The organism is Brevibacillus sp. SIMBA_040, from assembly GCF_046535075.1.
Lineage (GTDB): Bacteria > Bacillota > Bacilli > Brevibacillales > Brevibacillaceae > Brevibacillus.
Genome location: NZ_JAWRXI010000023.1, coordinates 50,564 through 76,825 on the forward strand (window position 1 = coordinate 50,564; position 26,262 = coordinate 76,825).

The window sequence follows — 26,262 nt, forward strand, 5'->3', positions numbered from 1 at the left end:
TAAATCATGAAAAAGCGCAGGAGTATCAGGCTCCCGCGCTTTGTTTATATTATTTACTGATAATGACGGAGTTGGAATAGTTATCCCAGCTTACCGTAGCCCCAAGTGCTTCACTGACAAAGCGAATGGGAACCATGGTCGTTTGGTTATTATACAAGATGGCAGGCACGTCCATCGTAATTGGCTGCCCGTTTTTGTAAGCGGTCTTGGAGCCGATCGTCAGCTTGATGACATCGCCATCTGTCGTTGCCGTGACACTTTCCGTTGCTTCATCCCAGTCTACTTTTGCGCCGAATGCCTCAAACACTGCACGCATAGGAACCAGCACTCTGGAGTTGATTTTGACTGGCGGCTTGTTGTAGGTTTGCAATTGACCATCGATAAATACGATGATTTGGCCTGACAGGTTCACCGTGTAGTAGGTTGCTTCCGAATGAATCGTTTGTTGGCTGAAACGATCGTAAATCGACAGCGAAAGTGTATAGCGTCCCGTAGGCAAGTTCAAATTTTTCGCAACGAGAGATGGATTTTTCGGATCGATTAGCAAATGGCGAACTTCTTTTCCATCTGTATTCCGTACGATAAAGTAAAAGTCGTACTGATCCAGAACATCTTGTTTCCCGCGCAATGTAATCGTGATCACACCAGATGAACTAATCGTGATGTTGCCTGGGAAGGATTGCCCCACCCCTAAGCCGAGGTCGATAAATTCGCTCTGAATCACCCAGGTTATTGCATTCGACAAGGTTGTTTTACCAGAGAGCGTCATCTCCAGCTGCACCTTGTATGTGCCCGGTTTAAGTGATATGCTGCGCGATGAAAATTGCTGTTTCTTTGTTCCCAGAGTGGTGCGTTTCACGACCTTGCCATTTTCGTCGATGATGAGAAGTGAAAACTTTGCTTTTGCATATTCGGCTGTCAGATTGAGGTTAATCAAAATATTGTCTTCTTTGATGTCGATATAACCAGGAAAATCAGAGTTGGGAATCTCTTCTATAGTGATTTCGTACGAATCGGATTGCAGAGTAGCACGACCGCACTGGGTATCTGTTATAACTCCCGTTAATTTATTCCCGGACGTTGTCTCGGGGCGATGATCGTAGTTGCTAACCTCCAAATAGAATTCATAATCCCCTGCCGGCAGTTTCAGACTCTTTTGCGGTACATGAATCCAACCGGATTTTATCTTCACTTCTATTTCTTTACCTTCCCTGTCTGTAGCAGGAGCCGTAAAGATTTTTGATTCATCAATGGAAGTAATGCGGATACGCGCTTTTTCATTTCCCCGCGAATCTGTGGCAACCAGGTACATAAATTCGGTAAAAGCAGGTTCTGCCTCGATATACGCAGTCAGTCCCTCGTACTCATCGTAATCAACTTCACCAAATAATGGTGGCAAATAATTGCGTGTCACATAGCAGAATGCGTCTGCTCGGCTCGGGCCGAATGTGGAGAACAAGAGTAGACAAGCCATGAGCAGTCCAAACCATTTTGTAAAAGATTTCATGCTGTTTATCCCCTTTAATAAAGTAGGCAGTCTATATTGATCAGTACAACGATCTATGCCGTTTGGGTCTATTTACCCACTTTTTAAAAGGTTAAAACATGGTACGGACTGGAATGCTCTTAATTTTATTGTAGAAATTAGAAATTGGGTATGATAAAATACGTGTAACTAAATGAACGGAGCTGAAGTGGATAATGTAATCAAATCTTGCTTATAAAATAAAACAAAAAAGCGATACGTTTCGCCTGTTTTATTTCTTATATGCAAGAAGGTTACTTTATCTTTCACTCAATATATCCTTATCTGACGCCAGTAATGGGTTAGATTTGCTGTATTTATTTGAGCTACAAGAAAGTAACTTTCTTGTAGCTTTTCTATTTTTTTACAGGGGGATAACTCTATGTCATTAATTAATGTTACAAACCTGACGTTTGCCTACGAGGGTAGCTTCGATAACATTTTTGAAAATGTGAGCTTTCAAATCGATACAGATTGGAAGCTTGGATTTACAGGAAGAAATGGTCGGGGGAAGACGACATTCATGAACCTGCTGCTCGGTAAATACGACTACAGCGGAACGATTTCTGCCCATGTCCAATTCGAGTATTTCCCTTTTCCGGTTGCAAACAAGGAAAACAATACAATGGATGTAATCGCCGACGTTCATCCTGACTACGTTCACTGGGAGCTCATGCGCGAGCTATCTTTGCTGGGGGTTTCGGAGGAGGTTCTATATCGACCTTTTGATACCTTGTCCAACGGGGAGCAAACGAAGGTGCTCTTGGCAGCGTTATTTCTAAAGGAAAATAGCTTCTTGCTCATTGATGAACCTACGAACCATCTGGATATGCATGCAAGAAAGCTTGTCAGTAATTATCTCAAAAGCAAAAGTGGATTTATCCTGGTATCTCACGACCGATCCTTTCTGGATAATTGCGTGGACCACATTCTCTCCATCAACAGGACGAACATCGAGGTGCAAAAAGGAAATTTCTCCGATTGGTGGGAAAACAAGCAGCGCCAAGATAACTTTGAGCTTGCAGAGAACGAAAAGCTGAAAAAAGACATCAAGCGTTTGTCAGAATCGGCGAAACGAACGAGTCATTGGTCAGATGAAGTGGAAAAAACGAAAAACGGGACGAGAAATTCCGGTTCCAAGGTAGACAAAGGATATATCGGTCACAAGGCTGCAAAAATGATGCAGCGATCAAAATCAATCGAGCAAAGACAGCATTCTGCCATCGATGAAAAATCCAAGCTCCTGAAAAATATCGAAAAACAGGACAGTCTAAAGATCTCACAGCTTGCTTACCATAAAAACCAGCTTGTTGAGCTCGAAAATGTGTCAATTTCGTATGGGGCGAACGACGTGTGCAAGAACGTCAATTTTTCAATTCAGCAGGGAGAGCGGATTGCGCTTTCAGGAAAAAATGGTTCTGGCAAATCAAGCATCATCAAGCTGATATGCGGTGTGGATCTGAGCTATACGGGCACGTTCAGAAAAGGAAGTCAGCTGAAAATATCGTACGTCTCCCAGGATACTTCACATTTGCGAGGCAACTTAACAGACTACGCCAGAGACAACGGGATTGACGAAAGCCTGTTCAAAGCGATTTTGAGAAAGCTTGATTTCTCCAGAGTCCAATTCGAAAAGGATATTTCCGCATACAGCGGCGGTCAGAAAAAGAAGGTGCTGATTGCCAAAAGCCTTTGCGAGAAAGTTCATTTGCATATTTGGGATGAACCGCTGAATTTTATCGATGTCATCTCGCGCATGCAAATTGAAGAGCTGCTGCTTGAGCACTCTCCAACCATTCTATTTGTGGAGCATGACAGTGAGTTTTGCAAAAATATCGCGACGAAGGTAATTGAGCTGTAGGTTTGGAAAGTCCCGTAAATAAAAGTAGCGACAGTCCCGGAGCATCTTTTTTGCGTCCGAGGCTGTCGCTTTTTCATGCGATCACTTGCTATCGGCCTATCTACCCTGCTTGGATAACGCCACACGCGAGCCGCTTGCCGCTGTTGCCTGCTGGCTGTGACCGAAAGTCGTCCGGGCTTTGATGAATGATAATGGATTTTCCGATGACATCTGCCGCACTGAATTTATTCGTGAAAAAATTCATTCGTGCATAGCCATTATTGGAGAAAAGTACGGGAAAGTCGCCAGCATGATTGCCGTGGGGCTGATGGGTCGGGTTCCAATGTCCGTCTGCTGAGGTAAACGGATCATCGGGATTTCCTATGGTGCAAACCCCTTTATCGTGCACATGGAAACCAAATGGCCCGATTTGCGGTCTATCCCCGGAGGCAGGCTGAAAAGTGGGGAGTCCGCTCACCTCTACGTACACATCAGTCCCATACGGCACATCGGTAAATACGACATAGCCGTTCAAATTTGGCGCGAAGGGACCGCCGTGGATTTCGGCATAGGATTGAGTCGGCTCCTGCGCATATTGGGAGGATACGGTTTGCGGATAGAATCCATGATCGTACCCGTATGGTTGATATCCGTACATGACACACTTCACCTCTTAGTTAGGATCGTACTGATTTTATCCTATGTGCCCAGTAGGCGGTGTGTTCCTGAGTCATTCACTATATCGCGGACTAAACGGAGAAGGGGCCAATATTGGTCCCTTTTTTTGTAGATAGGAAACAGGGACAAATCAATTGACGGTGAAAATGATTATCAAATACAATCAGATGGACTCAAGGCGAGGAGTATAGAAAAGGCGGGTCGAGGATGAAAAAAATTTTGCTGATTGAAGATGAAAAAAATATGGCTCGCTTTATTGAGCTGGAGCTGCGTCATGAGGCTTTTCACATCACGGTTGCCTATGACGGAAAAACAGGATTGGATTTGGCACTGAAGGAAGAATGGGATGTCATCCTGCTGGACCTGATGCTCCCTGGTGTAGACGGGCTGGAAGTGTGCCGAAAAATACGAGCAGGGAAAAAGACACCGATTATAATGCTGACCGCAAGAGACAGTATTACGGATCGTGTATCGGGACTGGACAGTGGTGCCGACGATTATATACCAAAGCCATTTGCCATTGAAGAACTACTGGCGCGAATGCGGGTTGTATTTCGCAGGCAGGAAGAGCAGGAGGCCATTCAGCGGCCTTTATTGACATATAAAGAGCTGCAGGTCGATCTGGATGCGAGAGTCGTTAGAAAAGGCGATCAAGTAATTGATCTGACCAAGAGAGAGTATGACCTGCTCGTCACCTTCATGAAAAATATGAACCGGGTATTGGCCAGAGATATGCTGCTGGACAATGTGTGGGGATTCGAAGCGGCAGTAGAAACCAATGTGGTAGATGTGTACGTACGCTATTTGCGCAATAAAATCGATAGCCCCAAGGAGACGAGCTATATTCAAACCGTTCGTGGCATTGGCTACGTGATGAGAAAATGAAGAGAAGCCTCCTTTCCTTTTCGCGGATTCCCATCAAGTGGAGACTGACAATCTGGTCTTCTGTGCTCTTGTTTCTCGTGTTTGTTGCCTACAATGCGTTTCAGTATTTCTTTATCGAACGGTGGATGATGAAGCAAGAAGAGCAGATGCTCCAACAAACGATGCGTGATATCATCAATTACTCGTTAGAAAAAGAGCTTTCGTTTAAAGAAACGGAATTAGCCGAAATTCGTGGCTTTCTGGAACGAATCAATCAAAAAGACCAGCTCATTCGCATCCTGGATGAAGACGGGAATACGCTGATGGTCGTGTACGACGATTACCAAAACAAAAGGCTCCAGTCCGTCCCTGTTTTTCACTATGACCACGCGACAACCGATTATGTAGACGGGAACCTCGTGATGGGAAGTGGCCCGATTACGATCTTTCAATTTACGGGTACGGTTGAGATTGTAAAAGACATGCAAACATATGAACAGCTCAGTGAAGCCTTGTTTCAGGTCATGGCGTTTGGCTGTTTGGGGGCGGTCGTGATCAGTGGATTGGGTGGCAGATTGCTCGCGCGTCAACTGCTCAAGCCTCTGCAATCGATGAATGAGACGATCCGCAAGATAAAACAAAAAGGACTTCAGGAGCGTGTCCAGTTTTACGATAATCAGGATGAAATCGCGAGCCTGATGAAAATGTTTAATAAAATGATGGATCAGGTAGAGCGGTCTTTTAGGCAGCAAAGGCTGTTTGTCGAGGATGCCTCGCATGAGCTGAGAACACCACTTGCGATTATCGAAGGACATTTGGCGATGTTACGGCGGTGGGGAAAAAACGATCCGGCTGTGCTGGAGGAATCCCTGCACGCATCGATTCAAGAGCTGACACGTCTCAAAGGGCTGGTTCAGGAGATGCTGGAGCTCACGCGGGCGGAGCAGGAATTACAAGAACGTGAGGCCAGACTGCCCCATCCAGCTCAAGCGATTCGCCAAATCATCCGCAATATTGCTGTGCTGCACCCGTCCTTTCAGTTCGCAGAGGACGTAGATGCATTAGAAGGGATGACCTTGGCAGTAGGCGAAGAGCATTTGGAGCAGATTTTGCTCATTTTGCTAGACAATGCGGTGAAATATTCTGGGGAGAGCAGGCGGATAGAGATCAGCGCCGTTTTGTGGCAGCAATCAGCTCGTATTTCTATCAGTGACAGAGGTATAGGAATTCCTGAGCAGGATTTGCCGTATGTTATGGACCGGCTGTATCGTGTGGACAAGTCGAGAAGCAGTGAGCAAAGCGGGCATGGACTAGGGCTGTCTATCGCCAAGCGCCTGGTGGAAAAATACAACGGATCGCTAACGATCCAAAGCATAGAAGGAAAAGGAACGACAGTTTCTTTTCTGCTGCCAATCGTAGTAGAAGAGGGAATATTCTCGTAGAAAATGTTTTTTTGATTTTCACAGCGTTTTCTCATTTTCGTCAGATACAATAGTCATCGTTGAACTAATTGACAATGATTTTCATTATTAAATTCGTACGAGAATGGAGAGATCAGCTTCATGAGAAAAAAATCCATACTAGGACTCATGCTTTTTACGATGATGACCTTGCCATTCATGGCTGGCTGTGGCGCTAATCAGGCAGCGAACAATAATACAGCTACATCACAGCCAAAGGCCGATGCCAATGCGGCAGGCTCAAACGCAACGGAGCCAGCAAAAAAAGACGGAGAGCAAGTCGTCAACGTATTTACGGCAAGACATTACGATGTAGACAGCAAGGTATTCGCTGAATTCACCAAGCAAACAGGCATCAAAGTAAATGAAGTAAAGGGCACAGCGGAGGAGCTGGTTGAACGCTTGAAGCGGGAGGGAGAGAGCTCCGAGGCAGATTTGTTCATAACCGTGGACGGCGGTGTGTTGAACTACGCGAAGCAAAATGGCGTGCTTCAACCGATTCAATCTGCCGACGTAGACAAAAATGTACCGAAAGAATTGCGGGATAAAGACAACGAATGGATCGGGATGGCGACACGTGCACGGGTTATCGTATATGCCAAAGATCGGGTGAAGCCAGAACAGCTGTCTACGTATGAAGACCTGGCCACCGACAAATGGAAAGGAAAAGTGCTGGTACGCTCCTCCTCCAATTTGTATAACCAGTCACTGGTTGCTTCTTTTATCGAGCTGAATGGTGAGCAAGAGGCTGACGCATGGGCAAAAAATCTGGTGAACAACTTTGCACGAAAGCCTGAAGGCGGAGACCGGGATCAGGCAAAAGCGATCGCAGCCAAGGTTGGCGATGTTGCCATCATGAACACGTACTATGTAGGACAGATGCTGCATTCCAAAGACGCTGAAGAAGTGAAGGTCGCTGAGAACATCGGGGTCTTCTTCCCGAATCAGAATACGACTGGCACACATCTGAATATTAGTGGTGTCGGCCTCGCGAAGCATTCCAAGCATAAAGACAATGCGGTAAAGCTGATCGAATTCGTCACGGGTAAAGAAGGACAAACCATGCTGACACAAGGCAGCTTTGAATTCCCTGTGAACCCGGAGGCTGACAAGCCAGCATTGCTAAAAGAGTGGGGCGAATTCAAAACACAGCAGCTCGATTTTGCCAAGCTGGGTGAGCATAACAAAAAAGCGGTTGAATTGCTGAATAAAGCGGGCTGGAAATAAGCATGATCGGATCAGCGCTCTTGAGAAATTTGAAACGGAATATGAATGGATGGGTAACGCTGAGCGTAATAGGGGCCTTCTTGGCCCTTCTTCCGTCTCTTTATATTTTGTTCGGACTTTTTCAAAAAGAAAATGAAAACTGGCAACACATCCAAGAATACATGCTGGTCGATTACGCCCTGCAATCGCTATGGCTTGTGCTCGGGACCGGCGCCTGTACGATCATCGTCGGCGTGACATTAGCTTGGTTAATAGCGGCCTATGATTTCCCTTTGCGCCGCTTTCTTAACTGGGCTTTTGTGCTACCGTTGGCGATTCCGCCTTATATTGCAGCCTATACGTACGGTGACATGCTCAGCTATACGGGAAGTGTCCAAACCTTCCTGCGCAATACATTCGGCTGGACCCCTGATCAGCGCTACTTCGACATCATGTCGATGAAGGGTGCCATTTTTATTTTTACCTTGTTTTTATTTCCGTACGTGTACCTCATCACGAAAACATTTTTAGAGAAGCAGAGTGCAGCTTTTATTGAAAATGCAAGATTGCTGGGGAAAAATTCGTTTCATACATTTTTCGTGATTGTCCTGCCACTCTCCCAAGGGGCGATTGTCGGCGGTGCAAGTCTTGTCGCTTTTGAAGTGCTCAACGATTTTGGGGTCACGAAGCATTTTGGGATATCGTCGTTTACGACTGCGATTTTCAAAACGTGGTTTGGGATGTTCGACGTAGATTCGGCGATCCGTTTGGCAGCATGGCTGATGAGCTTTATTATCGGATTGTTCGTCATCGAAAGGCTGCTGCGCAAGCGTAAAAAATTCAGCTCTCCGACAAGCAAGATGAACCCACTCAAACGCCGCCAGCTAAAGGGTGTGTGGAAATGGGCGGCAATGGCTTTAGGGCTCGTGGTGGTGTCCTTGTCCTTTCTGATTCCTGTGATTCAACTCGTCGTATGGGCGACGTGGACGTATGAAGACGTATGGAACTCAGGCTTTACGGAGCTCCTTTTCAATACATTGTCTGTTTCTATTGTTTCGATTTTCATTTTGATGCTGCTGGCGGTTATCGTAGCAAACGTCATTCGCTACGCTCGTGGCTCTACCTTTTCGCTCATGCTGACCCGCTTTATTTCCATGGGCTATTCCATACCTGGAGCGGTTTTGTCCATTGGCGTGCTCGCTGTAGTCATCTCAGTCGATCAAAAGCTGAGCGGCGTATATGGGTGGCTGGGCCTTGGCGAGGGTAAGCTGGTGCTCAGTATGTCCTTGTTCATGCTGATTTTTGCTTACATCATCCGCTTTCTTGCGGTTGGCTATAACGCTGTGGAGGCAGGCTTTGAGAAAACAGGAAACCGCTACTCAGAAGCCTCACGTTTGCTCGGGCTGGGTATGACACGAACCTTTTTTAAAGTGGATTTGCCTTTGATCAAAGGGGCGGTTTTCACCGGCTTTGTTTTAGTATTCATGGAAATCATCAAGGAGCTGCCGCTCACGCTCCTGCTGCGTCCATACAATTTCGAGACATTGGCGACAAAAGCGTACCAGTATGCCAGCGACGAACAAATTCACCAAGCCTCGATTCCGTCCCTCTGTATTATTGCCGTTGGAATTGTCTCTGTTTTTTTCTATCACTGGTTAGGAGAGAAACAAGCAAAATGACTTATTTTCAAATGGAAGAGATATCGTTTGGTTATGGAACAGGGAGTCAGAATGTCATACAAGAGTTTACGATGCGGATGGAGCAGGGAGAGATTGTCGGGATATTGGGACAGAGTGGCTGCGGCAAAAGCACCCTGCTGCGGCTGATCGCAGGTCTAGAGGAGCCGAGGACAGGACGCATTGTGATTGGCGGACGCACGTTAGTTGATCAGCGCCAATTCGTAGAGCCGGAGCGACGTGGAGTCGGTATGATTTTTCAGGACTACGCGCTATTTCCTCATTTGACGGTCGAACAAAATATTTTATTTGGATTGCACGGATTATCTAAAAAAGAGCGCGGGCTGCGTCTGACGGAGATGCTGGAGCTAGTACAGATGCAGGAGTACAGCAAGCGATATCCGCATGAGCTGAGCGGCGGGCAGCAGCAGCGTGTTGCGTTTGCCCGGGCATTGGCTCCGCGACCGGCGATTCTTTTGATGGATGAGCCCTTCAGCAATCTGGATGCAGAGCTAAAAAACAAAATACGTGAAGAATTAAAGCAGTTGCTGCGAGCAGCTAACATTACCTCCATTTTGGTTACACATGACAAAGAAGATGCCCAGACAATATGTGATCGAATCATTCGAATCACACGCTAGTGCCAAGCAAAGAACAGACTCCCTCTCCAAAGTGCAAGGCTTGCGGGGGAGTTGTTGTATAATGTACTGGTAGAGATTACTGTTTCCGGGCATCTTGTGGGTATAGATGGCCATCACATAGGAGGAGAAGTACGTATGAAAGTAGAGATCTGGTCTGATTTTGCCTGCCCGTTTTGTTATATTGGGAAAAGACGCTTTGAGGCAGCCCTGAGTCAATTCCCGCATAAAGAAAAGGTGGAGACAATTTTCCGCAGCTTCGAGCTGGACCTGCATGCCAAACGGGATACCAATGAAACCATTTACGACATTTTGGCGGCCAAATACGGAATGCCTGTGGAGAAAGCAAAGGGCATGACGGAACAAGTAGCACAGCAGGCCAAAGAAGTAGGCTTAGAATATCATTTTGACACGATGATCCCGACCAATACGGCTGACGCTCATCGACTCGCTCACTATGCCAATTCGCAAGGGAAAATGGCAGAAATGATCGAACGTCTGTTAAAAGCTTATTTTACCGACTCGCTGCACTTGGGCGATCATCAGGTACTGGCAAAGCTGGCTGCTGAAATCGGTTTGGATCAGGAACAGACGCTGGCGATGCTGGCAGGGGATGAATACAGCGAGCATGTACAGGCAGACAAGCAAAAAGCCGCTGCTTTGGGCATCAATGCTGTTCCGTTCTTTGTGTTTAATGACAAATATGCCGTATCCGGTGCACAGCCAGGCGAGGTCTTTTTCAACGTGCTAAACAAAGTGTGGGAGGAAGAAAGCGCTGCTCCTACCTTGCAATTCGTTCAACCAGATGAAAAGAAAGAGACATCTGGTGAAAATGATAATTGCTCAGATGGCTCCTGCAAAATATAAGTAACCGTGTATAAGAAGAGAGTCGATTTCCTTTTGGGGGAAATTGACTCTTTTTTGTTATCAGATTGGTTACGTAGGTACCTATCTAGACCACTTAAAGATCAACGGCATAATATGGAAAGACGTGGTAATGAGTTCGGGGGTGGAGGCATGAAATACAACAAATTAATGGTTGTTGCTCACCCTGATGATGAAAGTATCTTTGGTGGAGCACAACTATTAAAAAAACCGGGCTGGACAGTTATTTGTGTGACCAACGGTGATAATTCCAAAAGAAAAGAAGAATTCATTCGGGCAATGAAATTTGCCGGAGCCCAATATAAAATCTGGAGTTTTAAAGATAAATGGAAGGGGGCCTTTAGGAAAAAGGCTTTAAAGAAAAAGCTGAAAAAAGCGCTGAAATCAAATAAGTATAAAAAAATTGTTACTCACAATAAAAAAGGGGAGTATGGTCACACCCAGCATATTGCCTTGTCCAAGATCATGCACTCTCTGGTGAAGAAAAATTTGTACGTATTTAAAAAAGGCAAAAAAAAGCTGCCATCCCAGCTGTTAAAAAAGAAGCGAGAAATGCTGAAGTTTTATAGAACCCAAAAATGGATAACAAAAGCTTATAAAAAAGAAATCAAATATGAGGCTTTAAAAAAGGTGAGATGAAGAACATTGGGGAGGAGAGTCCATGAAGGTTCTAATTGCATACTGCTATAGCCTCCCCCATGTTGGAGGAATTTGGACATATGTGGAGGAATTGAAGCGATCACTGGAGAAAAAAGGGCACTCTGTTTCGATTCTTGCTGCCGATCAAGATGAGAAAAAATATTATTTGCTCGATTCAGATCAAGCTGTGAGGATCGCAACCATTTCAGACATTGTGAAAAAAGTCGTCCATCATTATTACGAGAAGCATTGGAACGAGCCTAAATCATGGTTACTCTCAAGGGAGATCTTTCGTTATAATTTTGAATTGGCTGCAGCTTATTTCGGTCTGGAGCAATATGACCTGATCCATACCCATGATTCAGAATCGACACGAGCCATAAGTAGGGTGAAGCCGAAGCATATCCCGTTAATCAGTACTTTTCATTGCTCGAATACAAGAGAAACCTTTGTTTTACAGGAGCGTGCACCCCGTACGTATAAGTGGAAGTATGTAGCCGCCGAGGAATCTCTCGCGGTAAAAGCAGCTGATCGTCTCATCGTCCCATCCAACTGGTTGAAAACGACACTACTTGATGATTATCACACGGATAAAGAGCGAATCCATGTGATTCCCCATGGCATAGATATTGAGCTTTTTAAGCAGCGGATGAAGCAGCCGCCACCGCTGGAGCGACGAGACGGAATATTTCATATCGCCTGTGTGGCGCGTCTCGCTCGAGAAAAGGGACATGAGACTTTGCTCAAAGCTTTGGCGAAACTGACCAAGGAACGAAAAGATTGGGTCTGCTGGATGGTCGGTGACGGTTACATGCGTAAAAAATTGATAAAACAAAGGAATCACTTGCAATTGCAGGAGCAAGTTATGTTTGTCGGCGCCCAGGAGAACGTACCGAGTATCCTCAAGCAAGCAGACATGTTTGTTTTGCCGAGTTTTTTAGAAACACTCGGATTTGCAGTGATGGAAGCGCAGCTCGCGGGCTTGCCTATTGCCGTAACGGATGCAGGCGGTATGCCAGAGGTTGTTACTCATATGGAAACAGGACTGCTATCACCAGTCGGAGCGAGTGAACCGCTCTATCGAAACATAAAGCGGATCATGGACGATCATGATCTGGCAAATCGACTGTCTGGAAAAGCACAACGTTGGGGAAGAGAACAATGGCCGATCGAGCTGATGGTCAGACGGACGCTGGAGCTTTACCAGCAAACATTCGAAACAGGAGCCAGCCAGCAAACTGAGAACCATCCTGACCCGAAAGCAAAGTCTTTTGCGACGATTTATAAACGATATGCCAAAAAGGGGAAGCAACCGGAAGTGTGGAAGGCTATCCTTGCTTCATTGCCACGTGACTATACGATTCCAGATAGGCAGCTGGTTCGCAAAATGAAGAGGCATGCACGTTAATCTATGAGTGGAAGAAGAGACAGCTGACACTGTCTCTTTTTTTGTACGGTTTTATCGCTTTCTAACGTTTAAATTGCAAGCGTGTCTTCAGTTCAAGCGCTGTTTTCAATGACAGAACCGCATCTCGCAGAGAGAGCGTCGATTCTTGATGATTTTGAATGCACCAGATCGCATGCTCCAGACTCTTTTGGTACGGGTCGGCAGGCACAAGCGCAATCTCCTCTCTTCCCGTCTGTGTGTATGCATACAAGCAGGAATGGGTTTCTCCGTTTTCGTCGGTTTCGTGATAGACGAGCTTTGCCCGTTCAAAGTAGGCTTCATAACTAATGGTAAACGGATGAGAACGCGGCATTTGAGAGGAAGCGATGACTTCAGCGAGGGCTTTTGAATAGTCAAATACTGCTCGTACGAGTGATTGCTGCTTGTCCGCTGTTTCTTGCCCCCACACCTCTACGTTATCCGTAGTCCCCAATATCCAGGTGACAAAATCCAGTTCATGAATCATGAGGTTCAGTGTAATCGAGTCCAGACCTAGATCACCCCACAGGGGAGCGGTTTCTCTTTTCAGGGAAAGAGAGAGGAGGTGACCGTATTTTTGCTGTTGGTTTACGGTGTGTAGATAGGCGTAGGCTGGATCAAACTTGATAAATTGATTGACAAAAATCGTTTTGGCAAAGCGTTCTTGGGCTTGGAGCATCGCTTCAGCATCCTCTAGAGTGAAGCATACCGGAGTTTCGCAAAAAACATGCTTGCCTCTCTCGATTGCTTCTATTGCGTATTGTCTATGGAGCGTAGATGGCAAGCAAATATCAATCAGGTCAATTTCCGGGTCCGACATGATGGTATCCATTTGGTTAGTTGTTTCGACTCCAACTTTTTCTTTCAGCTCGTGCAGTTTTTCTTCATTTCGGCCAAAGACTACAACCCGATCAATTTCCTTCATCTCTTTGAATAGCCGCGCATGATATGAGCCGAATCCTGTTCCTAAAATGCCGATATTCATTTATACCATCTCCTTTTTCCCTATCGTAGCGTACAATTGTTGACAACTGATTGTCAGGAATAGAAGATGGAGAGGAGTGGTAGAGTGAAGTCGGAGGTGTGGGATGAGATTACATCGATTGATCGCGATCTTATTGCTCATCGAGTCAAGGGGCCAGATGAAAGCAAAAGACCTCGCACATGCTTTGGAGACTTCTGTGCGCTCGATCTATCGGGATGTGGATGTGCTGGCAGAAGCGGGAATCCCGATTGTGGCGCGATCCGGTCCAAACGGAGGCATCAAGCTGATGGATGGATATACAGTTAATCTGAAGCAGCTGAACGGCGAGGAAGTCATTCATCTCTATTTAACGGGCATGGGTATTTATACTGGAGGACAGACCGAGACCGGATTGAAATTAAAAAATGCGCTGTTAAAGCTGGAAAAAACGATGCCGGAGATCTACCAGGACGATATCGAGAAAGCAAAAACTCGCTTCTATTTTGATGATACGCCGTGGTGGACAGAGCGAGCGGTGATTCCGTGTCTCGAAGCGATGCGAGCAGCAGTGTGGCGTTCCTGGAAGCTGCGTATTACCTATCAAAAAGTAGGCGGCGATTGCTCCACACGCCTCGTCCACCCGTATGGACTTGTGGTGAAAAAAGCAGACTGGTACCTCGTAGCTTTTTGCGAAGACATAGGCGAATTACGGACGTTTAAATGTGAGAGAGTCATTGCGGCTAAACAGGTGGAGGAGCCGTATGAGATTCCGGAGGCATTTTCACTAGAGGATCATTGGAATAAGCAAGGAGTGCTTTTCAAACAAGACTGCAGGGCGAAGGAGTTTTATCCAGTTACGGTCAAGCTGCATGAGTCGAAGAGAGCAATTATGCAAAAGCTGGAGGTGATTGAATCACGACAGGCAGAGGATTATTTGCTGCTCGCCATCAACTGGTACAGTCACGAAAGAGCCTGCCAGGAAATAGTCGATTGGCTCGGTCATATCGAAGTGATCGAGCCAGCGCTGCTGCGAGATTTTGCCAAAGAAAAGGTCAAGGAAATGCTGCGTCAGTATACATAAAAAGCACGATTCAGGAATGTTCATCTTTTTTGAATCCTCCTTTTGGACAGGTAGAAAAACGGCTCTGATGCGTTAGAGGCGATCAGAGCCGTTGATTTGGAATTACTGGTTGCCCTCTGTGAAGATTTGGAATGTGATGCCGAACTTGTCCTTCACATTTCCGTATGCAGGGCTAAAATGAGTTTCTTGCAGCGGCATATGTACTTGACCGCCATCTTGCAAGGCATCAAAGATTCGTTTGGATTTCTCAACATCATCAGATACGATACAGATGGTTACTTGATCACCTTTTGAAATCGATTGACCAGGGAATGAATCAGAGAACATCAAGTCGGAATCGCCAACTTTTAACGATGCGTGTGCCACGCGGTCTTTTGCTTCGTCTGGAAGAGGGAAATCAGGATTTGCCGGCATGTCAGCGAAAGTTTGAACAAAAACAACCTTGGCATCCAATGCTTTTTCGTAGAATGCAATCGCTTCTCTCGTGTCTCCATCCAGCACAACATAAGGGGTCAAGCGCAATGACATGATAAAGTCCTCCTTGGTCACTCTGATTTAGGGTATGTTGGAAGTTTCATATACCAATATTACCCACAAGCTTATTTTAATACACGGAACGTATGTTTGCAATTATTGTTTTGTAAAGATTATTGATGAGAAGAATAGACATTTGACGAAGTAGGAAAGCATTTTTGTATGTAAGAAGAAATCACCGAGCTGGTCGGTGGTTCACTTTGTTCATATTGAAGGAATATTATTGCGGGTCTGCGCTTGCTTCGGTTGTCGCAGAAGCTTCTGTATTTTCCGTAGCATCCTTGTCGATGATGATCACTGCACCTGTTTCCGGCTCCCATTGAACTTCGGCATTCAATGCCTCGCTCACAAAACGGCTAGGGACAACAGTGGTTCCTTCGACGAGGGTTGCTGGAATGTCGAGTACTTTTTCTTTTCCATTGACGTAAGCGATCTTATTGTCAATGATGAGCTTTACGACAACACCGCCCCGGGTAACAGTGACCGATTTATCTGCCGGATTCCAGTTGACCTCTGCCTTCAAAGCTTCGGAAATGGAACGAAACGGCACGAGTGTTCTGCCGTTGTGCAAAATAGGGGCTGCTTCCAGCTCTTCACCGTTCACGTACAGACCCAGATTTTGCTTGCCCAGCTTTTTATACAAGAGCCCAAGCTTCTTGTAGGCTGCAATATCCTTGTAGTTGGCACGCAAAGCTTCCTTGCCCATAGAAGCTGCATCTGTCAGATTTCCGTCTTTTTCCAGGATTCCAGCAGCCGCCCACAATGCCGAATCCTTCTCACTTACGCCTCCAAGCTGCTTCTGTTGGTCCAGTGTGAGGAGCATCTCGTATTTTGCTTTCAGCATTTCAGCAACGGCTGCTCCAGCAGGCTTGTCCTGCACACGCTCGATTGCTTTTAGCAGGCCTTCATATTTTTTATAATTGCCGTACGTATCGGATTTAGTGGCTGCTTTTTTTGCTGCTTGCTTGTCTACCTCTTCTTGTGCCTTTTTTGCTTCTTTAGCCGCTTTTTCGGCTTGCTTCTCCAGATCTTCCTGGGCTTTTTTCGCCTCTTTGGCGTTCTTTTCAGCTTGCTTCTCTAAATCTTCCTGAGTTTTTTTGGCATCCTTAGCTGCTTTTTCAGCTTGCTTCTCTTGTTCTTCCTTGGCTTTTTTCGCTTCTTTCTCAGCCTTTTCTTGCTGCTTCTCTTGCTCTTCCTTGGCCTTTTTTGCTTCTTTCTCAGCCTTTTCTTGCTGCTTCTCTTGCTCTTCCTTGGCCTTTTTTGCCTCTTTCTCAGCCTTTTCTTGCTGTTTCTCTTGCTCTTCCTTGGCTTTTTTCGCTTCTTTTTCAGCCTTTTCCTGCTGCTTCTCTTTCTCCTTTTTCTCGTACTTCTCGGATGCTTCCGAATTTTTGCCAGACTCTTTGTATTTGTCTGACTGCGCTGCTGCTGTACCTGTTACTAGACTGGTTGCCAATAAACAGGAGACAGCAATCATGTGACTTTTTTTCATATGATTCCCCTCCTTATGATGACTCCCATATATAATCGGACAGTTGCGCATAATTGTTTAGGTAATTAATTGAAATTTTACAAAATAATCATATGAATCGTGATCATATGCAAAATCTCATCGACTACGATATGAATCCTCTACGAAACAACTCTCCAACCGCATGCGAACGATTTTGAGCGCCGAGCTTCTTAATAGCCGTCTTTACATATTGCTTCACAGTTACCTCTCTAATTTCCATCGAATCAGCCATTTCCTTTGTGCTTTCTCCCCAGGCGATTTTCCGCATGACCTCCAATTCCCGTTTGCTCAAAAGCGGTGTATCCTCAGCCCCTATCGAGCCATGCATAATTTTCCCCACCTGTGCACGCCTTCACTATTAGGCGATTACAGCGAAGAGATGTTCGACCAGATCATTTCCGTTAATTTGAAAGGAGTCTTCCTGGGGTTAAAGCATGTTTTAAAAGTCATGGAGGAGCAGCACGCAGGAGTCATCATCAATACGGTTTCCGCTGCTGGCGTGAAGAGCTGTGAATACTTAGGTGGATATGCGGCGAGCAAGCATGGAGTGGTTGGCTTGACGAAAACGGCTGCAGTCGAGTACGGGCCAAAAGGAATCAGAATCAATGCGATTTGTCCGGGTGGCGTCATGACCAATATGACAAAGGGAATGGAATTGAACAATCCAGAGCAGAACGGACCGCTGAGACGCCCTGCCGTGCCAGAGGAAATTGCCAATGTCGTATGTTTTTTGGCTTCGGATGAGTCTAGCTATATGAATGGGGCGATCGTTACGATTGATGGTGGGCTGACGACATAGAAGCAAGTCGTAACCTTAATCGAGAATAGATCCAAAAAGGCTTTGCACTGAATGCAAGGCCTTTTTTCGTTATTCAACGTATCAATTCTATCTGCCGTGTATATACTGTGTATATACTGTGACGGGAGGTTGTGGTAACATTGAATCAAAAGGAAAAGAAAGGATTGGTCTATTTGACAACCGCAACCGTACGTAAGTGGGGAAACAGTCTGGCCGTTCGAATTCCTCAAGAAGTATCTGAATTGGTGAAATTTGCTGACGGCGTCGAGGTTGAAATGTGCATTACTGATAATAAGGAAGTCATTTTACGACCAGTGATCCCGGCTGCTGAAGATCAAGAAGCCCTCCGCAAACATTTTCTGGAGCTCCGCGCGAAATGCAAACCAGGTAAGAGTGCACATGAAGAGTTGTTTGCAGAACCGATGGGGGATGAGATCATTTAATGGCGATTGTAGGAGATGTGGAAAGAGGAAGCGTCGTTTGGTTGAACATGCACCCAACGAGGGGGCACGAAAAAAATGGTTGGCGAGCTGCAGTCGTGTTATCAGATGGACTTATTGATCCGGGTAATTCAGCTTTTGCTATGATTGTTCCGATCACGACTCAAGAAAAAGATTATCCTTTTGAGGTTAAAATTCCACAAGGGATCGATACAACCCATCCACGGGTGCCGTTCATGGAGCTCAGCGGTGTGGTACTTACCGATCAAGCAAAGTCGCTTGACCTTAGTGCTAGAAATGCGGTGGTAATTGGTAAAGTTGACCCGACATCGCGTTTCTATCAGCATATTATTACAAATGTGCGATCAATTTTCGCCTAAAAGTAAGGCTTAAAAAAGAAATGGAACGAAGCCCCTTTATGTAAGGAGCTTCGTTAAAAGAGTCATAGCGAAGCTCCGCTCTGACGAAGAAGCTCGGCAACAGCATGCTTTCCTTGCTTGATCGCGAGCGATAAGGCGGTTTCTCTTCCCTCTGCACAAGCATTCACGTCGGCTCCATGTGCGAGCAACAGACGAATCAGCTCTACGTTATCATCGTGATAGGCTGCCGAATGCAGGCACGTATGGCCGTTACTATCGAAAATCGTCGTCTTGGCATTGCGGGACAAAAGCAATTGAATGACGTCCGGATCGCGTTCTCCGGCGATAGCCGCATGCAGAGCTGTATTGGATGGGATGTAAGAAACCTTCGAGTGTGAAACGGCATTAACATCCGCACCAGAGTCGAGCAACAGCTGCACAGCAGCCTTATTTCCAAAATGCGCTGCAAAGCCTAGAAGTGTAAGTCCATCGCTGTTTTCGATATTGGCGAGGCGCGGATTGGCCTCTAGTAAAGCTGTTAAGCGCTCAGTATCCCCCGATTGTGCTGCCTGAAACAACGCCTCGGTCATCTGGGTGAGTTCCATTTTTCATGTCCTCCTTATGGGCTAGTTTTTTTCGGCCTCCAACAAAATAGAAGTGATCGATTTATCCGTTTGGAGGAATAGTTTACATGCCTTTCTTTTTCAAGCTGTCGATTGCAGGCAACATAAAGCATGCGAGATTTTCAGGTAATTGATTGAGGGGGAACCATTTCAAATCCCCGATTGCTCCACCCGGCTCCATATTGCGAGCTTCCCCGCTTTTCACTGCGACCTCATAGATGACAGACACCCAATGCTCGTTATTTTCAGGACGGATCGTTTCCGATGTACAGAGCAGCTCTTTTACTTCTACTTCGAGATCTACTTCTTCCTTTATTTCGCGTATCACGCAATCCTCCAGCTTTTCATAAGGATCTACTTTGCCTCCGGGGATGCACCAGGTGTCTTTTTCCGGATTTCGATTGCGCCACACTAGCAAAATCTCGTTTTGTTCGTTGAGGATAACCGCTCCCACTCCAAGGCGAGGGAGGGTAGTAGTTTTTGTTGTTGTCATTTGTTATCACCTAACTGCTTTCGTAGTATTTCCGCCCGTCGTATACTTTCTCTGGTCCAAGGGGGCGCTTTCGGATGACTCATGATTTCATCTGCATTTAACCAGTAGACTGCTTCAACTTCATCGGGACTTTTACAATGCGCATCTCCGTTGTCGTATTCGCAAAGGAAGACGACATTGATGACATGGCACTGGTCATCCGGAACAAATGAAGAACTATACAGGTAACGCAAGGTGTCCTTCACAGTAACACCTACTTCTTCGAAAATCTCTCTCCGAACAGTTCTCTCCAATATATCAGAAGTGTTTCCTTCTTGGTCTGCTTTACCGCCTACGAGAGAGAGGGTTCCTCCTGCATGCTCTTCCTTGGTGCTACGCTTGATCATCAACCATCTATCCTCATGGAATATGGCACCTTCAACATTGACGATGAACATAAGAATTCCTCCGTGGAAAGAGTAATACCTCCACTTTACCAGTGATTCCACCTATTTGGAATGATGTGAGCTGAGGAAATATGGTAAAATTTCTCTAATTCACTCGATGAAAGGCGGATCGTATGGAAGGCTCAGTAACGATATTAGGAGTACCTTTTTCCAAACTAACCCTTCATGAAACAACACTGCAACTGACGAAGCATATCCAACAAGAACCGTCCAAGCTGTTCCATCTCATTACGGTGAACCCAGAGATAACCATCACCTATCAGACAGACGAACTGCTGCAAACCATTGTCAACGAGGCAGACCTGATTACCCCAGACGGAATCGGCATTGTGATGGCTTCAAGACGAAAAGGTGAGCCGCTTGCTGAAAGGGTGACTGGTTATGATTTGCTGCTTCGACTGTTGGAAAAAGGAAATGAACGCAGCTGGAGCTTCTTTCTTTTGGGGACAGATGAAGAGACGAACCAAAAAGCAGCTGAGGAGGTCACCAAACGCTATCCGCAGGTTGTAGTTGCCGGTCGACATAACGGCTTTTTTAGCGAGGAAGAAGAGGGACAGATTCTTCGAAGCATCCAGCAGACCAGGCCAGATGTACTGATCGTGGCGATGGGGGCTCCCTACTCTGACAAGTGGATTTATAGGAATAAGCATAATCTGGATGGGGTAAAGGTCGTTTTTGGCGTAGGAGGAAGCCTGGACGTAATCGCAGGAAAAGTAAAGGCTACACCCGAAATATGGAAGAAGCTGAATTTGGAATGGCTGCATCGACTTCTTACCGTACCTGTAGCCAAGGGGCAAAAATCACGCTGGTGCAGACAGTCTGCCTTACCGAAATTTGTTTACCGCGCGATTATTAGGGATGGCAGGCAGAACGCAAAAAGAGGGGATTAGTGCCCCTCTTTGTTGTACAGCTCGCAAGGTATGTTCTTATGATTTACTGTATCCGCACCATGCGTCTTGCATAAACGTCACAATCGAAATCCCCATCGCTGCTCATGAACTCTTGAATGACTTCGTCTCGATAATACGGGGAAACGGGCAGGACTCCAAGGATATGATGCGGGATTGACTGATTCCGCAATAGCAATTAACACATTAGCCGATACGATATCTCCCACTCGCTTATCAACACTTAACATATACTGCCATCCAGCTCTCTCAAAAACCAACAGATAGAAGCTTCTTGTGGAAGGAGTCGTTCCAAAAACGGCTTTCGTTCCATCCTTTAATTTGTAAATTTGAATGATATCATTCTTTTTTGGAAGGCCTTCTAGCTTGTTCGCGAAAGGTTTCACTTGAATCATATAGTGATTTTTACCTTGTTTCTCATTAATATATTCGATTTCAAAGTGGTCATTTACGTCATTTGCATGATTACATCTGCCAAAATGATGAGTAAACGCTACTGGTGGTAAAACAATTGGCAATGGAAGTTCTCGTCCAAAGTGCTTTTCACATTCTTTGAGTGCGAGTTCCACTGATTTGTAACCAATTTCAAAATAAGATTCCTCTAACGGGCGTTGTTCATGCTTTGGTGGATCCGTTTTAGCAAATGCTTCTATAACACTTGCATCTAGAAAGGCAAAAAGATAGAGAACGAGAATTGCCAAAAATCTCCTCATAAAACTAACACCATCCGCTACTTTTTATCGGATAGCTTTCCCAGCTTTCGTTCAGAATTTGCGGTTGGCTTAAAGAAATCGTATCTTTGCTGACCGTAATTGTCAGTGAAGCTGGTTTACTATTCATTTATACAAAGCTTTACTAGGAGGGAATCATTTTGAAGGAAGTATTAATTTTCATAACAGATGGTTTTGCAGATTGGGAGGCAAGCTACGTCAGCTCAGAGTTAAACAAGCCAGGAACAGGGTATCGTGTAAAGACAATCGCGATTGATCAGGAGCCCAAGGTTTCAATGGGTGGTTTAACAGTACTTCCAGATTATAGCGTAAAAGAATTCAATCCAAATCTCGATATCGCCATGTTAATCATACCTGGCGGAACGGGATGGAGAGAAGAAAAGAATCAGCAAGCAAAAGGTATTGTGGATTATTGTGTGAAAAAGGATATTCCTGTGGCAGCCATCTGCGATGCTACCACCTTTTTGGGAAACCACGGATATTTGGATAATCATAGACATACAGGCAACACACTGCCTTATTTAAAGGAAGGAGCTCCGAATTACAGAGGAGATCAACATTATGTAGATGCACAGTCTGTTCGTGATGAGAACCTAATTACGGCGAATGGAAGCGGTGCAGTGGAGTTTTCAAGGCATATCTTGGAGAGATTGGGTGTATTCGAAGGCGATGAATTGAAAGAATGGTACGAGATATTTAAAAAGGGCTACTTTCCCTCATAGTATTTTAGTCTGAAAGAAATGCGCGAAAGTAAGAAGGAGTTTCAAGACAATACCAGTCCAACAAGATGCAAGACACCCAGTACACCCATTGGATAAATAATCATTCTTGAGAACATGTTCGTAAAGTTATTGTTCGGATGCTTCTCAAAGAAAAAATGTAGTACGGAGTGAATGATTAAAAATACATCGATAATGATAAAAGAAATAATATGGTGGCTTACAAACGAATATAGTAAGATCGCATAAAGTGGAAGATGGAGGATTGTAAATGTTTTGAATGCACGGTCATCATCCATATCTTTCAGAATGACAAACAGTTTCCATTCTTTCGCTCTGATTGCATCCATTTCGTGTAAACATAGAAGAGCAAAATTAATAGAAAAAATCACGAGTAAGATCGATTGCAAAGTTACCCACCCCTTTCATTACTTAAATTAAATCACAGTGAAATCGTGGGAACAAAAGAAGGTTTGGTGAATATTTCCACCGGGGACCTAAACGATCATCACTCATATAAAATGAAAAGGCTAAACTCCCGTTACATCAAGGGAATTTAGCCTTTTCTCTTACAACTATTTCAACGTCAAAAGCGTCACAGCTTCCATATGCGCCGTTTCGGGTAGCATTTAAATCGTGTTAACTTGGAACAACGAAACTTAACTTAAGTGTTGTTTTTGAGGCTCCTTTAGTATCCATTATCACCATTAACAATTTAAAGTTACACGACTGTGTGGTCAAAAATGTGGTCAAAGAATTCCATCATACCTGGGAAAAGACAGGTAACTGATATAAATTTTTGAGTGGTTAGGGGCATTGAACGGCTAAATTAGTTGTTGATGTAAGTTATATGGAAAATAGGATCTCTGATATAATATTTGCTCGTAAGCTTGCTCAGATAAGTAACCATTCAATTGTACTCAATTCTTTAAGAATGGAACAAATTGTTGAATTCGTTGATAACTAGAGGGAAGAGACAAAGACGTTGGGTTAAAGAGGCCCAACGTCTTTTCATAATGCACATGCATGCAAACATTGACCCTATAATTGACTTCGCGTTATATTTTGATTGGGGTGATACAGTGAACATAGAAAACTATATTGAAGCTCAGTATAGAGAACTGCTCTCTAACAGCACAATAAACGCAGAGTTTTCAGAATTATATTCTAGTCTAGAACATGCAAGATTACGCGAAATATTGGCAACACTTCACTTTGATTTTATTTCTTTATTTAGAACTATGAATGAGCGACTTCCTACCAATGATTTTAGTGCACATTTCTGGGCAGACCCAAGCCGGAAGCTATTAAAAACTATCGAAATAACATTAGGCTTGTATACTGCTCTCAAAAACACAAAACTCGCTTTCGAGATAACTGAATATTATTTTGTGCTAATGAAGAAATGTCGCGATTTTTTAAGGTCAAGCGGCGGAAGCTCTCTCCCCCCGCATATGGAGAAAATAGATTTATATTATACAATCCCACTTTTTACTCCGAACAGCATTGTAACAATAGACCATCCTCAAACAACAAGATCATTCTCACTAAAACAAATTGGGAATGGTTCATATGCCAATGTTTACAAGTATCGGGATGCGTTTTATGATAAAAATTTCGTATTAAAACGGGCAAAAAAGGAATTAACACCAAAAGAACTCGAAAGATTTAGACGTGAATTTTACGAGATGAAAGAATTTTCGTCACCCTATATTCTTGAAGTCTATCAGTACGATGAAGCCAAAAACGAATATATAATGGAATACATGGACTATACTCTTGACAGTTTCATTCAAAAAAATAATTCATCTTTGGCAATAGGGTTACGGAAGAGTATTGTAAATCAAATTTTGCGGGCTTTTGAATATATCCATTCAAAGGATAGGTTACATAGGGATATTAGTCCTAAAAATATTTTACTGAAAGAGTATCATGATATACATGTTGTGAAAATCGCTGATTTCGGTTTAGTCAAAGTCCCAGATAGTTCACTTACGACTGCTAACACTGAATTTAAGGGTTACTTCAATGACCCTTCTCTTGTGGTTGATGGATTTGATACTTATAGCATTCTACATGAAACATATGCCTTAACAAGGATTGTGTATTTTGTGATGATAGGAAGAACCAATACAGACTCAATACCTGATTTGAAGTTGCGAGAGTTTGTAAATAAAGGGCTACATCCAGATAAATCAATGCGTTTTAAAGCGACAACTGAAATGGTACAGGCTTTTCGGACTATTTCTTCATAAAATCAACATGGGCACGATAGCCATTAAAAGCCGTCGCGCCCCGCCGGATATTGACACCAAGACCCTATATTTATTTTGATTTTTCCTTCCGCCAACGGTCGATCATGTCATGTACTTGAGCGCCATTTATTAGCTTGATATTGAGAGGTTCTGCTATTTGTATAGCAGCCTTTGTAAAATGGCTAGTCGTGACGATCCAAGCGTCATAACACCCGTAAACCTGTTTGCCAGCCTTCAAACGAAGGACGATGTCATTCCCTACATTTTTCTTCCAACGTTTACACTGGACTGCTATCTTATAACCTTTCTTGTCTTGAAGAATTAAATCTACCTCATGATCTCCTGATCCGCCTACTCTTTCGACCTTGTAACCTTTGTCGCGATAATAGTTTTCCACTAATCGTTCAAAATCAGTACCGGAAAGCGTATCAATATCAGAGGTTAGAAGTGCATCATCCGAAACGGATTCATTAAGTTTTCCAGATCTCCCGTTGTTTTGTTTTTTATTTGGTGGCTTCGCTTTTTTTGTCTTGTCCCCTAGGAAATTTCCGATGATTGTCGATATAAGGACACTTCCAAACAGGGAGCCGAAAAAGTAATACATCCCCAGATTAAAGTAAAAACCTATACTAACCGAACCAATGATAAGAATTGCATTAATCAAAAATACAAGATTGTTTACGTCTTTCTTTGACCATTTTGCCATGTTTTCTACAGACCTTTCGGTTGATGCAAATAGCTGTTTAAGTTGTCACCTTGCTACTCGATCTTTTAGGATGAATTTGCATTTTGGATAATTGGAACAGCCTATGAACCTACCATGTTTTCCACTTCGTTCAACCAACTTTCCATTGCAAGAAGGACACACGTTATTGCGTATTTTTTGATTTCGATTATGATTTTCATTTTGCAGTGTCTTTACATGTTCTTTTCTCGTTGCTTTGTCCTGGAGATTGTTATTAGAAAGCTTTTTGATAATGCTGATTACGTCTGAATGTGTAAGAACAGGTTGCTTGTACTTTCTAATAGTCTTGTTAAGATTACTTAGATAAATTACCTCAGAAGCAACGTTTACTTTAAGTGTGGCCCTTCCGCTAAATGCCACGATGGGAATATAACGAGCATTTTCAAATTCGAGTAGAAGGGCTTTAAGAGCATTTACATGCCCTTTATTTTGCCATAGAGGATTATATAGCTTTTCTTTTCGCTTATAGATTGTTTGTGTCCAATATTGGCTATTTTCAGTACCTGTAATCCAGCCTGTATAGTTTTTGGTTTCAATAACAAAAATTCCATATTTCGATACAACAACGTGATCAATTTGTGTAGTTTTTCCGTTGGGGTCAGGTACAAGTAAATCGTTTAGAGTATGATACTCTTCTCGATTTAGTTTATTTAGAATCATTTGGGCGGCTTTTTCACCAATAAACCCTTTTACAGTTGGTAGTTTTAATATGATGGCCAAAATAATGAGACATGTAAAGAGAATGTATATCACTTATAGTTCCTCCTGAATAGGGGTAAGGCTGGATTATGATCCAAATTTAAACAATTAAGAAGAAA

Annotated in this window: 29 protein-coding genes; 16 read left to right on the forward strand and 13 right to left on the reverse strand. The window is 44.2% G+C overall.

Annotation, left to right across the window (positions count from 1 at the left end):
• Positions 1-49: 49 nt before the first annotated feature.
• Positions 50-1,507, reverse strand: coding sequence for a copper amine oxidase N-terminal domain-containing protein (locus SB752_RS27735; RefSeq protein ID WP_410718692.1), 1,458 nt, complete (start codon positions 1,505-1,507; stop codon positions 50-52).
• A gap of 400 nt (positions 1,508-1,907) precedes the next feature.
• Here SB752_RS27735 and SB752_RS27740 point away from each other — a divergent pair, with 400 nt between their 5' ends.
• Positions 1,908-3,386, forward strand: coding sequence for an Lsa family ABC-F type ribosomal protection protein (locus SB752_RS27740; RefSeq protein ID WP_410718693.1), 1,479 nt, complete (start codon positions 1,908-1,910; stop codon positions 3,384-3,386).
• A 100-nt stretch (positions 3,387-3,486) separates the two neighbouring features.
• On the opposite strand, the gene SB752_RS27745 is transcribed toward SB752_RS27740, so the two are convergent.
• Entirely contained in the window at positions 3,487-4,023 is a 537-nt protein-coding gene (locus SB752_RS27745) for a superoxide dismutase family protein (protein ID WP_410718694.1), read from the reverse strand.
• Between the two features lie 227 nt (positions 4,024-4,250).
• Here SB752_RS27745 and SB752_RS27750 point away from each other — a divergent pair, with 227 nt between their 5' ends.
• The 8 genes from SB752_RS27750 to SB752_RS27785 all read left to right on the forward strand — a co-directional run bounded on the left by SB752_RS27750 (position 4,251) and on the right by SB752_RS27785 (position 12,819).
• Positions 4,251-4,928 (forward strand): response regulator transcription factor, encoded by a 678-nt coding sequence (locus SB752_RS27750; RefSeq protein ID WP_410718695.1) that lies wholly within the window; start codon positions 4,251-4,253, stop codon positions 4,926-4,928.
• Positions 4,925-6,349, forward strand: a complete 1,425-nt coding sequence (locus SB752_RS27755) for a HAMP domain-containing sensor histidine kinase (protein WP_410718696.1) — start codon at positions 4,925-4,927, stop codon at positions 6,347-6,349. Before SB752_RS27750 ends, SB752_RS27755 begins: the two co-directional genes overlap by 4 nt.
• 120 nt (positions 6,350-6,469) lie before the next feature.
• On the forward strand, positions 6,470-7,594 hold the full coding sequence (locus SB752_RS27760) for a Fe(3+) ABC transporter substrate-binding protein (RefSeq protein ID WP_410718697.1): 1,125 nt from the start codon (positions 6,470-6,472) through the stop codon (positions 7,592-7,594).
• Positions 7,595-7,596: 2 nt separating this feature from the next.
• Positions 7,597-9,252 carry an ABC transporter permease gene (locus SB752_RS27765; RefSeq protein ID WP_410718698.1) on the forward strand — a complete coding sequence of 552 codons (1,656 nt, stop codon included), beginning with the start codon at positions 7,597-7,599 and terminating at the stop codon, positions 9,250-9,252.
• Positions 9,249-9,890 carry an ABC transporter ATP-binding protein gene (locus tag SB752_RS27770; RefSeq protein WP_410718699.1) on the forward strand — a complete coding sequence of 214 codons (642 nt, stop codon included), beginning with the start codon at positions 9,249-9,251 and terminating at the stop codon, positions 9,888-9,890. The genes SB752_RS27765 and SB752_RS27770 overlap by 4 nt, the downstream gene beginning before the upstream one ends.
• 135 nt (positions 9,891-10,025) lie before the next feature.
• Positions 10,026-10,754 carry a DsbA family oxidoreductase gene (locus tag SB752_RS27775; protein ID WP_410718700.1) on the forward strand — a complete coding sequence of 243 codons (729 nt, stop codon included), beginning with the start codon at positions 10,026-10,028 and terminating at the stop codon, positions 10,752-10,754.
• A 150-nt stretch (positions 10,755-10,904) separates the two neighbouring features.
• The gene (locus tag SB752_RS27780) at positions 10,905-11,411 is read left to right on the forward strand and encodes a PIG-L family deacetylase (RefSeq protein ID WP_410718701.1); all 507 of its coding nucleotides are present in this window, start codon (positions 10,905-10,907) and stop codon (positions 11,409-11,411) included.
• A gap of 22 nt (positions 11,412-11,433) precedes the next feature.
• On the forward strand, positions 11,434-12,819 hold the full coding sequence (locus SB752_RS27785; RefSeq protein ID WP_410718702.1) for a glycosyltransferase family 4 protein: 1,386 nt from the start codon (positions 11,434-11,436) through the stop codon (positions 12,817-12,819).
• 61 nt (positions 12,820-12,880) lie between these two features.
• Here the strand turns inward: SB752_RS27785 and SB752_RS27790 are convergent, their stop codons facing one another.
• Positions 12,881-13,822 (reverse strand): Gfo/Idh/MocA family protein, encoded by a 942-nt coding sequence (locus SB752_RS27790; protein ID WP_410718703.1) that lies wholly within the window; start codon positions 13,820-13,822, stop codon positions 12,881-12,883.
• A 103-nt stretch (positions 13,823-13,925) separates the two neighbouring features.
• Here SB752_RS27790 and SB752_RS27795 point away from each other — a divergent pair, with 103 nt between their 5' ends.
• Positions 13,926-14,882, forward strand: coding sequence for a helix-turn-helix transcriptional regulator (locus SB752_RS27795; protein ID WP_410718704.1), 957 nt, complete (start codon positions 13,926-13,928; stop codon positions 14,880-14,882).
• 102 nt (positions 14,883-14,984) lie between these two features.
• Here SB752_RS27795 and SB752_RS27800 read toward each other — a convergent pair whose 3' ends face one another.
• The 3 genes from SB752_RS27800 to SB752_RS27810 form a co-directional block, all read right to left on the reverse strand.
• The gene (locus SB752_RS27800) at positions 14,985-15,410 is read right to left on the reverse strand and encodes a VOC family protein (protein WP_410718705.1); all 426 of its coding nucleotides are present in this window, start codon (positions 15,408-15,410) and stop codon (positions 14,985-14,987) included.
• A gap of 226 nt (positions 15,411-15,636) precedes the next feature.
• Complete coding sequence (locus tag SB752_RS27805; RefSeq protein ID WP_410718706.1) at positions 15,637-16,905, reverse strand: copper amine oxidase N-terminal domain-containing protein; 1,269 nt, start codon at positions 16,903-16,905, stop codon at positions 15,637-15,639.
• A gap of 124 nt (positions 16,906-17,029) precedes the next feature.
• Positions 17,030-17,254, reverse strand: coding sequence for a response regulator transcription factor (locus tag SB752_RS27810; protein WP_410718707.1), 225 nt, complete (start codon positions 17,252-17,254; stop codon positions 17,030-17,032).
• Between the two features lie 51 nt (positions 17,255-17,305).
• On the opposite strand from SB752_RS27810, the gene SB752_RS27815 reads away from it, so the two are divergent.
• From SB752_RS27815 to SB752_RS27825, 3 genes are all read left to right on the forward strand, one after another.
• Positions 17,306-17,725, forward strand: a complete 420-nt coding sequence (locus tag SB752_RS27815; RefSeq protein ID WP_410718708.1) for an SDR family NAD(P)-dependent oxidoreductase — start codon at positions 17,306-17,308, stop codon at positions 17,723-17,725.
• A gap of 140 nt (positions 17,726-17,865) precedes the next feature.
• On the forward strand, positions 17,866-18,168 hold the full coding sequence (locus tag SB752_RS27820) for an AbrB/MazE/SpoVT family DNA-binding domain-containing protein (RefSeq protein WP_410718709.1): 303 nt from the start codon (positions 17,866-17,868) through the stop codon (positions 18,166-18,168).
• On the forward strand, positions 18,168-18,545 hold the full coding sequence (locus tag SB752_RS27825; protein ID WP_410718710.1) for a type II toxin-antitoxin system PemK/MazF family toxin: 378 nt from the start codon (positions 18,168-18,170) through the stop codon (positions 18,543-18,545). Before SB752_RS27820 ends, SB752_RS27825 begins: the two co-directional genes overlap by 1 nt.
• A gap of 62 nt (positions 18,546-18,607) precedes the next feature.
• Here the strand turns inward: SB752_RS27825 and SB752_RS27830 are convergent, their stop codons facing one another.
• From SB752_RS27830 to SB752_RS27840, 3 genes are all read right to left on the reverse strand, one after another.
• Entirely contained in the window at positions 18,608-19,129 is a 522-nt protein-coding gene (locus SB752_RS27830) for an ankyrin repeat domain-containing protein (RefSeq protein WP_410718711.1), read from the reverse strand.
• Positions 19,130-19,211: 82 nt separating this feature from the next.
• Complete coding sequence (locus tag SB752_RS27835) at positions 19,212-19,640, reverse strand: NUDIX domain-containing protein (RefSeq protein ID WP_410718712.1); 429 nt, start codon at positions 19,638-19,640, stop codon at positions 19,212-19,214.
• Positions 19,637-20,077, reverse strand: a complete 441-nt coding sequence (locus tag SB752_RS27840) for an NUDIX hydrolase (RefSeq protein ID WP_410718713.1) — start codon at positions 20,075-20,077, stop codon at positions 19,637-19,639. The genes SB752_RS27835 and SB752_RS27840 overlap by 4 nt, the downstream gene beginning before the upstream one ends.
• 122 nt (positions 20,078-20,199) lie before the next feature.
• Between SB752_RS27840 and SB752_RS27845 the strand changes: the two genes are divergently transcribed.
• The gene (locus SB752_RS27845) at positions 20,200-20,976 is read left to right on the forward strand and encodes a WecB/TagA/CpsF family glycosyltransferase (RefSeq protein WP_410718714.1); all 777 of its coding nucleotides are present in this window, start codon (positions 20,200-20,202) and stop codon (positions 20,974-20,976) included.
• A gap of 77 nt (positions 20,977-21,053) precedes the next feature.
• Here the strand turns inward: SB752_RS27845 and SB752_RS27850 are convergent, their stop codons facing one another.
• Positions 21,054-21,695, reverse strand: coding sequence for a hypothetical protein (locus tag SB752_RS27850; protein WP_410718715.1), 642 nt, complete (start codon positions 21,693-21,695; stop codon positions 21,054-21,056).
• A gap of 170 nt (positions 21,696-21,865) precedes the next feature.
• Between SB752_RS27850 and SB752_RS27855 the strand changes: the two genes are divergently transcribed.
• Positions 21,866-22,447, forward strand: a complete 582-nt coding sequence (locus SB752_RS27855) for a type 1 glutamine amidotransferase family protein (RefSeq protein ID WP_410718716.1) — start codon at positions 21,866-21,868, stop codon at positions 22,445-22,447.
• A 41-nt stretch (positions 22,448-22,488) separates the two neighbouring features.
• Here the strand turns inward: SB752_RS27855 and SB752_RS27860 are convergent, their stop codons facing one another.
• The gene (locus tag SB752_RS27860) at positions 22,489-22,854 is read right to left on the reverse strand and encodes a DUF6713 family protein (RefSeq protein WP_410718717.1); all 366 of its coding nucleotides are present in this window, start codon (positions 22,852-22,854) and stop codon (positions 22,489-22,491) included.
• A gap of 672 nt (positions 22,855-23,526) precedes the next feature.
• On the opposite strand from SB752_RS27860, the gene SB752_RS27865 reads away from it, so the two are divergent.
• Positions 23,527-24,699, forward strand: coding sequence for a protein kinase family protein (locus tag SB752_RS27865; RefSeq protein WP_410718718.1), 1,173 nt, complete (start codon positions 23,527-23,529; stop codon positions 24,697-24,699).
• Between the two features lie 70 nt (positions 24,700-24,769).
• On the opposite strand, the gene SB752_RS27870 is transcribed toward SB752_RS27865, so the two are convergent.
• Both SB752_RS27870 and SB752_RS27875 read right to left on the reverse strand, forming a co-directional pair.
• Entirely contained in the window at positions 24,770-25,405 is a 636-nt protein-coding gene (locus SB752_RS27870; protein WP_410718719.1) for a restriction endonuclease, read from the reverse strand.
• A gap of 45 nt (positions 25,406-25,450) precedes the next feature.
• Complete coding sequence (locus SB752_RS27875; RefSeq protein ID WP_410718720.1) at positions 25,451-26,197, reverse strand: NERD domain-containing protein; 747 nt, start codon at positions 26,195-26,197, stop codon at positions 25,451-25,453.
• Positions 26,198-26,262 lie beyond the last annotated feature (65 nt).